General features: G+C 72.4%; 14 protein-coding genes. 10 read left to right on the plus strand and 4 right to left on the minus strand.

Features of this window, described 5'->3' with window-relative positions:
• The first annotated feature begins 35 nt into the window (after window positions 1–35).
• From ACQEWB_RS19910 to ACQEWB_RS19925, 4 genes are read left to right on the plus strand one after another with little or no spacing between them, the layout of a single operon-like run.
• On the plus strand, window positions 36–443 hold the full coding sequence (locus ACQEWB_RS19910) for a hypothetical protein (protein WP_432832802.1): 408 nt from the start codon (window positions 36–38) through the stop codon (window positions 441–443).
• Window positions 440–2041: a hypothetical protein gene (locus tag ACQEWB_RS19915; protein WP_432832804.1), complete on the plus strand. Its 1602-nt coding sequence runs from the start codon at window positions 440–442 to the stop codon at window positions 2039–2041. Before ACQEWB_RS19910 ends, ACQEWB_RS19915 begins: the two co-directional genes overlap by 4 nt.
• A gap of 13 nt (window positions 2042–2054) precedes the next feature.
• Window positions 2055–2561 carry a roadblock/LC7 domain-containing protein gene (locus ACQEWB_RS19920; protein ID WP_432832806.1) on the plus strand — a complete coding sequence of 169 codons (507 nt, stop codon included), beginning with the start codon at window positions 2055–2057 and terminating at the stop codon, window positions 2559–2561.
• A 16-nt stretch (window positions 2562–2577) separates the two neighbouring features.
• A complete protein-coding gene (locus ACQEWB_RS19925; protein WP_432832808.1) occupies window positions 2578–2952 on the plus strand; it encodes a hypothetical protein in 375 nt (124 codons plus the stop codon).
• Window positions 2953–2985: 33 nt separating this feature from the next.
• On the opposite strand, the gene ACQEWB_RS19930 is transcribed toward ACQEWB_RS19925, so the two are convergent.
• From ACQEWB_RS19930 to ACQEWB_RS19940, 3 genes are all read right to left on the minus strand, one after another.
• The gene (locus ACQEWB_RS19930) at window positions 2986–3579 is read right to left on the minus strand and encodes a hypothetical protein (protein WP_432832810.1); all 594 of its coding nucleotides are present in this window, start codon (window positions 3577–3579) and stop codon (window positions 2986–2988) included.
• Window positions 3580–3683: 104 nt separating this feature from the next.
• Window positions 3684–4544 (minus strand): MurR/RpiR family transcriptional regulator, encoded by an 861-nt coding sequence (locus ACQEWB_RS19935; protein ID WP_432832812.1) that lies wholly within the window; start codon window positions 4542–4544, stop codon window positions 3684–3686.
• 179 nt (window positions 4545–4723) lie between these two features.
• Complete coding sequence (locus ACQEWB_RS19940) at window positions 4724–6271, minus strand: aromatic amino acid ammonia-lyase (protein WP_432832814.1); 1548 nt, start codon at window positions 6269–6271, stop codon at window positions 4724–4726.
• A gap of 141 nt (window positions 6272–6412) precedes the next feature.
• On the opposite strand from ACQEWB_RS19940, the gene ACQEWB_RS19945 reads away from it, so the two are divergent.
• The 6 genes from ACQEWB_RS19945 (at window position 6413) to ACQEWB_RS19970 (ending at window position 11023) form a co-directional block, all read left to right on the plus strand.
• The gene (locus tag ACQEWB_RS19945) at window positions 6413–7447 is read left to right on the plus strand and encodes an ABC transporter ATP-binding protein (RefSeq protein WP_432832816.1); all 1035 of its coding nucleotides are present in this window, start codon (window positions 6413–6415) and stop codon (window positions 7445–7447) included.
• Window positions 7444–8085 (plus strand): ABC transporter permease, encoded by a 642-nt coding sequence (locus ACQEWB_RS19950; RefSeq protein ID WP_432832819.1) that lies wholly within the window; start codon window positions 7444–7446, stop codon window positions 8083–8085. The genes ACQEWB_RS19945 and ACQEWB_RS19950 overlap by 4 nt, the downstream gene beginning before the upstream one ends.
• 1 nt (window position 8086) lies before the next feature.
• Complete coding sequence (locus ACQEWB_RS19955) at window positions 8087–8749, plus strand: ABC transporter permease (RefSeq protein WP_432832821.1); 663 nt, start codon at window positions 8087–8089, stop codon at window positions 8747–8749.
• A gap of 10 nt (window positions 8750–8759) precedes the next feature.
• Entirely contained in the window at window positions 8760–9689 is a 930-nt protein-coding gene (locus ACQEWB_RS19960; protein WP_432832823.1) for an ABC transporter substrate-binding protein, read from the plus strand.
• A gap of 131 nt (window positions 9690–9820) precedes the next feature.
• The gene (locus ACQEWB_RS19965; RefSeq protein ID WP_432832825.1) at window positions 9821–10489 is read left to right on the plus strand and encodes a carbonic anhydrase; all 669 of its coding nucleotides are present in this window, start codon (window positions 9821–9823) and stop codon (window positions 10487–10489) included.
• Between the two features lie 99 nt (window positions 10490–10588).
• Window positions 10589–11023 (plus strand): hypothetical protein, encoded by a 435-nt coding sequence (locus tag ACQEWB_RS19970; RefSeq protein ID WP_432843903.1) that lies wholly within the window; start codon window positions 10589–10591, stop codon window positions 11021–11023.
• Window positions 11024–11058: 35 nt separating this feature from the next.
• Here the strand turns inward: ACQEWB_RS19970 and ACQEWB_RS19975 are convergent, their stop codons facing one another.
• On the minus strand, window positions 11059–11820 hold the full coding sequence (locus tag ACQEWB_RS19975; RefSeq protein ID WP_432832827.1) for an SDR family oxidoreductase: 762 nt from the start codon (window positions 11818–11820) through the stop codon (window positions 11059–11061).
• Window positions 11821–11937 lie beyond the last annotated feature (117 nt).

Raw genomic sequence — 11937 nt, forward strand, 5'->3', positions numbered from 1 at the left:
CACTCAGCCGAACCCCAGGCGGGAGGGGAACCACGGTGCCCGGAATCGACGAGTGTCTGCTGGAAGCCATGCGACTGCCCGGTGCCCGCGGCGCCGCGCTGATCGACTGGACGAGCGGACTTGCCCTGGGCACCGTGGGCGAGTCCCCCGGTGGCGACCAGGAGACGGCCGCGGTCGAGGCCGCCGAGATCGCGCGGCTGGCGGCCGAGCAGCACGCGTTCGCCCCCGACGACGACCCCGACGCGGGCGCGGCGGCCGACGCGGATCCGCCGGTCGAGGACCTGATCGTCAGCAACCGGGACAGCTATCACGTGCTGCGGTTCGTGGGGGCGTCCTTCGACGGCAGCGTGTTCCTGCACCTGTGGCTGGCGCGCACCGAGGGGAACCTCGCGCTGGCCCGCATCCGGCTGGGCGAGATGGCCGAACGGCTGGTGCTGGCATGACGGTTCTGCGCACGGCCGAGCCCCCGCGGCTGCCGATACGCAACAAGGTGGCGGCCGCCGAGCGGGGCTGGGGCGGTGTCTCGCCGATGCTGACCCGGCTGGCCGCCGAGCGGGCCACCGGCGTCCTCATGCGCGAGCGCGGCACGCTGTACCTCGCCGACGGACAGGTGATCCTCGCCGAGAGCCCGCTCGCGACCGGACTGGACGCCCTCCTCACCGCCCGCGGCGTGCTCACCGCGCAGGTCTGGCAGGAGGCGCTCACGGCGGCCGGCGACCGGCACGGGGCGGGGCGGCAGCTCGTCGACGCGGGGCGGCTCGCGCTCGGCGCGCTGGAGCTGTGCCATCTGACGGCGCTGTACGACGCCGCGTACTTCGTGCTCGCCCCCAGCAGCACGCCCGGCCGCTTCCGTTACGGCTCCGCACCCGGCCCCGGCGTCCTGACCCCGGTCCCCGTGGCCGCCCTGGAACGTGAGACGCTCCGCCGACGCGACCTCCTGCACCGCATCTGGCCCAACCCGGCCACCGACGACGCCCCACTCACCCGAACCGACCTCCCGGCACCGCCCGCCCTCACCCGCCGCCAGCAACAGGTCCTGGCCCAGGTGGACGGCGCCCGCACGGCAACGGACATAGCCCGCGAACTGGGCCACCTGACCTTCCACACCCTGGTGGACATCCGCCGGCTGGCAGCGGCGGGCGTGGTGGCCCCGCTCCTGCCGACGCACGCCGAGCCGAGCGCCGCACCCGCCCGGAGAGAGCCGACCGACCTTACGGCCCACGGAACACCGACCGACCTGACGGGCCACGGAACACCGACCGCCCTGACGGGCCGCGGCGAGTCGGCCACCGTACCCACCCGCGAAGGCCCGGCCGATCCAGCCACCCACACGGCCCCGACGGGCCTGCCAGGCAACGGCGAACCCGCCGCCGCACCGGCTCACAGCCACCCCGCTGCCGCACCGGCGAAGGGCCGACCCGTTGGTGCCACGAGCCACGCAACACCCGCCGCCACACCGGCCCACAGCCAACCCGGCGCCACACCGGCCAAGGGCCGACCCGCTGCCGCCGCAAGCCACGCGGCACCCGCCGACACCCCGGCCAAGGGCCTACCCGCTGGCGCCGCAAGCCACGCGGCGCCCGTCGACGCACCGCCCCACAGCCAATCCGCCGGCGTCCCAACCCACAGCCAACCTGTCGGCGCACCGGCCAACGGACAACCCCCCGGCGCCCCAGGCCACAAAGCACCCGCCGGTTCCCCGAGCCGCGGAGCCCCCGCCGACACCCCGGCCCATGGCCAACCCGGCCTCCCGACCCGCGGTGAACCCGGCCTCCCGACCCGCGGTGAACCCGGCCTCCCCACCCGCGGCCAACCCGGCCTCCCCACCCGAGGCGAGCCACCGGACGGGCGTCCTCGGCCTTCGCCGCCGGGGCGTGGGCAGCCGTTTCGTGCGGCGGAGCGCGTGGGCATGGTCGCCGCACCCGCCCCCGCACTCGCACCCGGCGAAGAGCCTTCAGCGCCCGCCGCGGAGATCCCGCCTGATTCCGATCCCCACATCACGCTGCTGAAGAGGCTCAGAGATGCGCTGGAGGCCCTTTGAGAGGAGACACCGGATGGCTGCCGATCCCGACATCCTCGACGAGCTGCGCCGGCTGAGGGCACGCGTGCCGCAGCTCACCGGCGCCCTCACCACCGGCGTCGACGGCGCGATCCTCGCCCAGGACACCCCCGGCGTCGACCCGCAGGCCATGGCCACGCTCGCCGCGACCGCGCACGGCAGCGCCGCGAAGCTGGCGGACGCGACGGGCCAGGGCGAGTTCCGCGAGCTGCTGGTGCGCGGGATGTACGGCTACGTCGCGACCTTCGCGGCCGGCAGCAGCACCGCCGTACTCACCCTGCTCGCCCAGGACCGGGTGAACCTCGGCCGGCTCCTCCTCGAAGGGCGCCGGGCGTCCGCCCGTATCGCCGAGCTCGTCGACAGCCGTACGACACCCGCCAAGCCGGCCAGGGCAGCCAAGCCGGAGACCAAGACCGCCGCGAAACCGACCACCGCCAGGACCAGAACCCCGCGCGCACCACGCACCACCAACACCAACGCGCGCACCACCACGGAAAGTTGAGAGGAACACCACGGACATGGCCAACACCGAAACCGCACTGAAAGAGGCTCTCGCGTCCATCGAGGGCGCCACCGGCGTCGCACTCGTCGACTACACCAGCGGCATGGCGCTGGGCACGATGGGAGGCAGCAAGGGCTTCGACCTCAACGTCGCCGCCGCCGGTAACACCGACGTCGTTCGCGCGAAGATGCGCACCATGGAGCACCTCGGTCTCAAGGGCCAGATCGAGGACATCCTGATCACGCTCTCCGACCAGTACCACCTGATCCGCCTGATCAGCGGCCGGGGCGGCAACGGCCTGTTCATCTACCTGGTGCTGGACGCCAAGCGGTCGAACCTGGCCATGGCCCGCCACCAGCTGAAGAAGATCGAGGAGGACCTGGAGGTGTGACGGCCAGCGGTCTGACGGCCGCCTAGGAGGCCGTCAGACGAGCGCCGCGGTGCGGCGTCGCGACCCGCCCGGGGCCGCGTCGCCCGCCGCGATGCCCGTACTGCGGTACGCCCTGACCGTCTTGCCGGCCGGACGGCCGCCGTTCCCGGCGAGCCAGTCGACCCGCACCCACAGCAGCGCGTCCTCGGCCCGCTCCCGCCGCCCGAGCCAGGCGGCCTTCAGCCGCAGCCCGGTACCCGCGCCGGCGAGCAGCATGCCGCCCGCGGCCGGTACGGCGAAGGACGCGCCGAGCGCGACGAGGAACGCGAGCAGCAGCCACCAGCGGTGTCCGCGCCGCCAGTTGCGCACACTGACCGCGCGGTCCTGGAGCACGTCGTGCTTGCCGGCGCGGGCGGCCGAGCGCGCGAGGGCGGTGTACCGCTTTCGGCGGGTGTACGAGACGACGGCCGCCGCGACGACGAACAGCGCGGCGCCGGCCATGACGCCGATCCGCCGGCCGGTGACGCCCGGCACCAGCACCCCGACACCCGCCGCGAACACCCCGGCCCACCACATGGGCGCGGCTCCGGCCCGAACGACGACGGCCACCCGAGCCAGCCCCTGGGCCCTGCCCTCTCCGCGTGCCACGTCCGTCCTCCCGTCTCACGTCTGTACGGCATCCGTGAGACGCACGCTAACCAGACAACGTGAGAGGGATCTGAAAACCCCGGCCCCCGCCGAACGGCAGCCGGCTACTCGACGAACAGCCCCCGCGCCGCCGCCCGCGCGTCGAACTCCTCCAGGCGGGCCTGCGCGTCCGGCAGGTCGTCGCACATCGCCTCGAGGAGCACCCGGCCGAGCAGCATCGGCGCGCAGGCGGTGTCGAAGGCGAGCCCGGTGCCGACGGCGGCGGGCAGCAGCAGGTCGGAGACCTTGGCGACCGGCGCGAAGGCGGAGTCGGCGACGGTGACGACGGTGAGGCCGGCCTCCTTGGCGAAGGTCAGCGTGTCCACCACCTCGCGGGGATGCCGGGGCAGCGCGAAGCAGAGCAGGGCCGTGGCGCCCGCGAGTACGGCGGCCTCGATGCGGTCCTGGATCATCGTGCCGCCCTCGTTGAGCAGGCGGACGTCCGGGTGGACCTTGGCGGCGAAGTACGCGAAGCCGTAGGCCTGGGAGGCGGCGGCGCGCAGGCCCAGGACGGGCAGCGGGCGGGAGGCGGCCAGCAGCCGGCCCGCCTTCTGCAGCGGCCGCGGGTCGGCGAGCAGCTCGGCGAGGTGCCGGAGGTTCTCGATCTCGGCCTCGACGGCCTGCTGGTACTCGTTGTAGGAGCCGGCCTCGGCGGACTGCTCGGCGGGCGCGACCTCGCGCAGGTGCTTGCGCAGCGCCGGATAGCCGTCGAAGCCGAGGGCGACGGCGAACCGGGTCACCGAGGGCTGGCTCACCCCCGCCAGCTCGGCCAGCTCCACGCTGGACAGGAACGGCACGTCGGAGGCCCGCCGCACCATGCTGTGCGCGATCCGCCGCTGGGTCGGCGTCAGCCGATGCCCCTCGAAGAGCGCCTGCAACCGCGCGGCCGGGGTGTCGATCACACCGGGACCCACAGCGGAGCCCACGGCCGAGCCCGCACCCGACTTCGCGCCCGAAGCCGCCGCCGCACCCGAAGTCGAAGCCGACGCCGCGCCCTCACCCGAAGCAGCACCAGCGCCCGCACTCGGGTTCACACCGGCGCCCGCACTGGGGTTCACACCCGCACCCACACCCGTGCCCACTTCCGCACCCCTCTCCGCGCCCATCACTCGCTCCCCCTCCAGATGTCCGTGAACCGGTCAAGGAGTGCGGCCGCTTTGGCCACATCCTCCGTGAGCGGCCGGTCGGCCTGTTCCTCGTCGAGTACCGACTCGGCGAGCTCCAGCGCCCGGCCCACCGGGAGTTCCGGGTCGGGCCGCAGGTCGCGCTGGCGCAGCGCCCGTACCGCGGCGACGAGTTCGCAGCCGACGACGAGACGGTACGCGCGGCAGGCGCGCAGTGTCTGACGTGCGGCGAGCGAGGCGAAGCTGGCCTGTTCCTCGACGCCCCGGGAGAGTACAGCGTGCCCGAGGGAGGCGGGAGCGGAGAACGCGCGCAGATCGCCGAGCGCGGCCGCGGCGGCGTACTCCATGATCATCACCCCCGAGGAGGCGGGCTCCGGGTCGGCGAGGAAGGGGCGCAAGCGGGTGAAGGCGGGCTCGTTGAGGGTGGACAGGCGGGAGGTGGACAGACGGGCCACCTGGGTGAGCGAGAGCCTGAAGTGGTCGAGGGCGAGGGCGAGTTCGGCCTGGTAGAAGCCGCCGTGATGGTAGGCGGCCATGTCCTCGGGGGAGATGAGGGGGTTCTCGCTGGCCGCGTTGATCTCCATGGCGAGGACCTCCTCCAGGGCGTCGGCGGCGTCGTGTGCCGGGCCGTGGATCTGGGGCAGGCAGCGGAAGCCGTACGGGTCCTGGATCCGGCCGAGCGGCGGGGTGGGCCGGTCGGCGGCACCGATCAACTCCCGCATCCGCCGGGCGACTCTGGCACTCCCCCGGTGCGGCCGGGCGGCGTGCACGGGTGCGGCGTACGCCTCGTGCGACCCGTCCACGGCCAGCAGGGACAAGGCCCCGACGACCTGCGTGGCCTCCACCAGCCCGCGCAACTCGTGCAGGGCGAGCGCGGCCTGTCCGAGGGTGAGGGCGTTGGAGCTGATGAAGGCGAGCGCGTCGTTGTTGTCGAGCGGCTGGGGCTCGGGAGCACCGGCCACGCCCGAGCCACCCGGGCCGAGCCCGCCGGACCCCTCGCCCTTCCGCCACGGATGCTCCCCCGCCAGCGCCAGCCCCACCTGGGCCAGCGCCGCGATGTCCCCCGTCCCGACCGACCCGAACTCGTTGACGACCGGATACGCCCCGCTCTCCAGCGCCTCGCACAGGGCGGTCACGACGGTCGGCCTGAGGCCCGCTCCACCGGCCAGCAGCTGGTTGGCGCGGACGGCGAGCATCGCCCGTACCTGCCGGGCCGGCAGCTCGTCGCCGATCGCGCCCGCGTGGCTGCGCAGCAGACGCAGGCCGTGTTCGGCGGCCGCCTCGGTGGGCACCGGCTCGTTCCGGTTGGCGCCGACGCCGGTCGAGCGGCCGTAGACCCGGCCGGTCGCGGCGATCTGCCGCGCCGCGTCCCAGGACTCGGTCACCCGCCTCATCGCGTCGGTCCCCGCCACCGGCCGTGCGGTCCCGTCGGCGAGGCGGACGACGTCCGCGATGCCGAGGCCGATCCCGTCGAGGACGACGAGCCCCGTGTGGACGGAATCAGGCGTGTCCACGATCCGAGACGACATCAAGCCTAAAACCTCCTAAAACCGGACACTCGATCTTGATCCGCGGTCACCTGTTACCTCGGATTAACACCGAGCCGTTGACAAACTATTCAGATACAAAGAACTCTGCATGACGTTATACAGCCGGGCAAGGGACATCTCATGATCCAGTTCGATGCGGTCCACAAGCGCTTCCCCAACGGCACGACAGCAGTCCATGATCTCTCCCTGGAGATGCCGGAAGGCGGCGTGACCGTCCTCGTCGGATCTTCCGGTTGCGGCAAGACCACAACGCTGCGGATGATCAACCGGATGGTCGAGCCGACATCAGGCACCATCCAGGTCGGCGGCAAGGACGTCACGCGGCAGGACGCCGCCGAGCTGCGCCGTTCCATCGGTTACGTCATCCAGCAGGCGGGCCTGTTCCCGCACCGCACGGTGCTGGACAACATCGCCACCGTGCCGCTGCTGCTCGGGCACGGACGCCGCAAGGCACGGGCCCGTGCGGCCGAGCTGCTGGAGACCGTGGGTCTCGCCGCCGACGCCGGCAGGCGCTACCCGCACCAGCTCTCCGGCGGCCAGCAGCAGCGCGTCGGCGTGGCCCGCGCGCTCGCAGCCGACCCGCCGGTGCTGCTCATGGACGAGCCCTTCGGCGCCGTGGACCCGGTGGTGCGCACCCAGCTCCAGGACGAACTGCTCAGGCTCCAGAAGGAGTTGAGCAAGACCATCGTCTTCGTCACGCACGACGTCGACGAGGCCGTCCGCCTGGGCGACCAGATCGCGATCTTCCGCACCGGCGGCCACCTGGTCCAGTGCGCCTCCCCCGCCGAACTGCTGGCCCGCCCGGCCGACGACTTCGTGGCCGACTTCCTCGGCGCCGAGCGCGGCCTGAAGCTGCTCTCGCTGAAGACCCTCGCCGAGGTCCCGCAGGGCCCCGCGCCGGAGGGCGACGCCTGGACCCTCGTACTCGACGCGGCGGACAAGCCCCTGCACTGGGCGTCCAAGGACGCCGAGATCCCCGTACGACCGCTCAGGGACGGCGACACCCTGCTCGCCGCGCTGAACGAGTCCATCGCCTCCCCCACCGGCCTGGTCGCCCGCGTCGACGCCGACGGCGTGCTCACCGGCGTCACCTCGCGCGACGACATCCACCGGCACGCGGGCCAGGCGCACTCGGAAGCGCGGGTGGCCGCATGACCGTCGACTGGTCGTGGATAGGCGACCACACCGACGACCTCACCTCGCTCACGATCTCGCACCTCCAGGCGGCCATGACCGCCGTCTTCTTCGGCGTCCTGATCTCGCTCCCGCTCGCCGTGATCGCCCACCGGATCCGCCCCCTGCGCGGCTTCCTGCTCGGCCTCTCGAACGTGCTCTTCACGATCCCGTCGATCGCGATCTTCGTGCTCCTGCTGCCGATCAGCGGCCTGACCCGCACCACCACGGTCATCGGCCTGACGGTCTACACCCTGGTCGTGCTGTTGCGGAACACGGTCGAGGGCCTCGACTCGGTCCCCGCGAAGACCAAGGAGGCGGCCAAGGCGATGGGCACGCGCCCCCTGCGCACGCTGCTCACCGTCGAGTTCCCGCTGGCGCTCCCCGTGATCATGGCGGGCGTCCGGATCGCCACGGTGATGTCGATCTCGCTGGTCTCCGTCGCGACCTACATCGGCGACGGCGGCCTCGGCCAGCTCTTCACCGACGGCTTCCAGCGCAACTTCCCGACCCCGGTGATCGCCGGCGTGGTCCTCACGATCCTGCTCGCGGTGGTCGCGGACGCGCTGCTGGTGGCCGTGCAGTACGTCCTGACCCCGTGGCGGCGGAGGCGAGCCTGACATGTACGAACTCTTCAAGAACCTCGGCACCTGGCTGACCAGCGGCGCCAACTGGACCGGCTCCGACGGCATCACCCACCGCCTCGCCGAGCACCTCCAGTACTCGCTCCTCGCGACCCTCATCGCGGCCGCGATCGGCCTCCCCCTCGGCCTGCTGATCGGCCACACCGGCAAGGGCGCCTTCGTCGCGATCAACCTCGCCTCCTTCGGGCGCGCGCTGCCCACCGTCGGCCTGGTCGTGCTGGTCTTCCTGGCCGGCGGCCTGTCGATGCTTCCGGTGTACGTCGCCCTGGTCGCCCTCGCGGTCCCGGCGATCGTCACCAACACCTACGCGGGCATGACGGCCGTCGACCCGGAGGTCCGCGACGCCGCCAAGGGCCAGGGCATGCGCGGCCACCAGGTGCTGTTCCAGGTCGAGTTGCCCCTCGCGCTCCCCCTGATCATGACGGGCCTGCGCCTCGCGCTGATCCAGGTCGTCGCCACGGCCACGATCGCCGCGTACGTCTCCTTCGGCGGCCTCGGCCGCTACGTCTTCGACGGCCTCGCCCAGCGCGACCTCGTGCAGGTGCTCGGCGGCGCGGTGCTGGTCGCCGTGGTCGCCGTAGCCCTCGACCTGCTGCTGTCCGGCCTCCAGCGCTTCCTCTTCCGCCACCGCACTGCCTAGGGACCTTTCGATGAACCGACGTACCCTCCTCGGCGGCCTCTTCGCAGCGGCCTCCGTCCCCGCCCTCTCCGCCTGCGCGAGCGGCATCACCTCCCTGGACAGCCAGGGGAGTTCGTCCGGTGGCGGCGGCTCCAGCAAGGGCGGCGTCACCATCGGCACCGCCAACTTCACCGAGAACCAGGTGCTCGGCTACCTGTACGCGGCCGCTCTCCAGGCCGCCGGCGTGAAGGTCAAGGTCCGTCCGAACCTCGGCACCCGCGAGATCGTGATCCCCGCGCTCAAGGCGGGCGACATCGACCTGCTGCCCGAGTACCAGGGCGCCCTCCTCAACTACCTTGCCCCGAAGGACGCTTCGGCGGAGCCCGGCACCATGCAGAACGCGCTCACACTCGCCATGCCCAGCGGCCTCCAGGTACTGGGCTACGGCCAGGCCGCCGACTCCGACTGCTTCGCCGTAACCCGCGAGACGGCCCGGAAGTACGGCCTGACCTCCCTCGCCGACCTCGCCAAGCAGAACGGCAAGCTGGTCATCGGCGCCGCGCCCGAGGTGAAGAAGCGCCGGGTCGGCGCGATCGGGCTCAAGGAGGTGTACGGCGTCGAGTTCAAGGAGTTCAAGTCGCTGGACTCCGACGGGCCGCTGGTCAAGGGCGCGCTGAAGAAGGGGGACGTGGACGTGGCGAACCTCTTCACCACCGACACGGACATCGCGGCCAACGACTGGGTGGTGCTGACCGACCCGAAGAACCTGATCCCCAGCCAGCACATCGTCCCGCTGATCGCGAACCGGGTGGCCGACGACAAGGTCCGCAAGGCCCTCGCCAAGGTCGGCAACGTGCTGACCACCGACCAGCTGACCGAGCTCAACCGCCAGGTCGACAAGGACAAGAAGGACCCCGAGGACGTGGCGAACGCGTACGCGAAGCAGCACGGGCTGGCCTGATCAAGCGGTGGTATCCCGAGGTCGATGATCTGACGACGAATCCACCAAGTGTCGTTAAACAGACACTCAGGGTGACTGATCGCGTGCGTAGGGTGAATACGCGCTGTCAGCACACCACCTGAGGAACCGTCATGGCCTCGAACCGCAGGGCCTTTCTCACCGCCACGGCCGCCGTCGGCGCACTGGCCGCCGCCCCGACCCCGGCGGCGGCCGCCGGCCACCCCCGTCCCCCGGCCACCGCCCGCGCCGCCCTGGCCGAACTGCTCGCCGGCAACCGGCGCTACGCCACCGGCAACTCCCGCCACCCCGACGAGGAACTCCGGCGGCGGCACACCCTGGCAGCCGTCCAGCACCCGTTCGCGGTGGTCGTCGGCTGCATCGACTCGCGCGTCCCGCCCGAGCTGGTCTTCGACCAGGGGCTCGGCGACCTGCTGTGCACAAGGACGGCCGGCCAGGTCCTGGACGAGGCGGTGCTCGGATCCATCCAGTACGGCGTCGAGGAGCTCGGCGTCCGCCTGGTGCTGGTCCTCGGCCACGAGCGCTGCGGGGCGGTGGCCGCGACCCTGGACCATCTGCGCACCGGCGCGCCCGTCCCCGGCCACCTGGAACTCCTGGTCGACGAGATCGCCCCGGCCGCCCGCCGCACCCACGCCCTCCCCGGCGACTGGGCCGAACACACCATGCGGGCCCACACGGCCTGGGTCCGGGACGCGATCCGGGCGGACCCGTCCTTCACGTCGGCGCACGTCACGGCGGCGCGGTTCGACCTCGACACGGGCCTCGTGTCGTTACTGCCCTGAACCCGGCGAACCCCCTCCCCGACAGGGGGGCTATCCCCAGTGCGGCGAACGCCCCGGCTCCCTAACGTGGTGTCCATGACGATGGGGACGGAGACCACGATGGACGCGCGGGACGCCGAGCTCAAGAAGGAACTCAACGCCACCCTGCAGGCCCGCCGGGAGCTGGGTGAGGAGTACGAGTCCGCTCTGGTCGACTCGTTCCTGGAGAAGGTCGACGCGCGCATCGACGGCGCGGTCGAGCGGCGGGTGCGGCGGCAGATGGCCGAGCAGCAGATGGTGGTGGCCCGGGGCTCGCGGGCGCCGAAGGCCACCGACTCCTGGAGCGAGCGGTTCGGCTTCGGCATCGTGACACTGGTCCTGGCGATCCCGCTGTCCGCGATCGGCGGTGGCGTCGCCCACCTGCCCGGTCTCTTCGTCACCTGGGCGGGCATCGTCGGCGTCAACGCCTTCCAGGCCGTGCGCGCCAACCCGAACCTCTTCGGCCGCCGGCACCACCACCGCTCGGCCAAGGACGAGGACCGCTGGGAGGACTGACCTCCCACCGACCTCCCACCGACCTCCCCGGGCCGTCACGCCTGCCGGGTGGGCAGCACCACGAGCTGCGCCAGGTTGACGTGCCGGGGGCGACTGCCGACGTAGGCGACCAGGTCGGCGACGTCCTCGGCCGCCAGTGAGCCCATGACCTCGACCATCCCGTCGACCTGGTCGCGCAGTCCGTCGCTGTCGATGTGCGACTTCAGCTCGCTCTGCGTCAGCCCCGGCTCGATGTTGGTGACCCGTACGTCCCGCGGCCCGAACTCGCTGCGCAGGCACTGCGAGAGATGGGTGACGGCGGCCTTGGTCGCCCCGTACACCCCGTAGTTGGGGAACACGACGTGCGCCCCGATGGACGAGACGTTCACGAGGTCTGCGGCCCGCCCCTCGGCGGCCGCGCCCACCAGGTCGGCGGTGAAGGCCCGGATCACCCGCAGCACCCCGGTGACGTTGGTGTCGATCATCCGCTGCCATTCGTCGATACGGCCGTCGTCGACCGGGTTCGGCAGCATCACGCCCGCGCTGTTGACGACCAGGTCCACGGCCCCGTAGGCGGCACGGATCCGCTCCACGGCCGCGTCCACCGACCCGCCGTCGGTGACGTCGACGGCGACGGCCAGTGCCTGCCCGCCGTTCGCCCGGATCTTGCCGGCCACGGCCTCCAGCCGCTCCGCCCGCCGGGCCAGCAGCGCGACCTTCACGCCCTGCGCGGCCAGCGTCGCGGCCACCGCCTCGCCGATCCCGCTCGCGGCTCCGGTGACGACGGCGGTACGGCCGGCCAGGTTCTCGTAAGACATGGGGGCTCCTCTTTCAGGAAGTCGCCCGGTGTCTCCCGGCGACGTCCACCACCCTGCGCCGCTCCGCGCGGCCTACCCAGGGATCGGCTTTTCCTGGGTCTGGCAGAACCAGGTTGG

The sequence above is a fragment of the Streptomyces sp. CA-249302 genome, from assembly GCF_050936785.1.
Classification (GTDB): Bacteria; Actinomycetota; Actinomycetes; order Streptomycetales; family Streptomycetaceae; genus Streptomyces.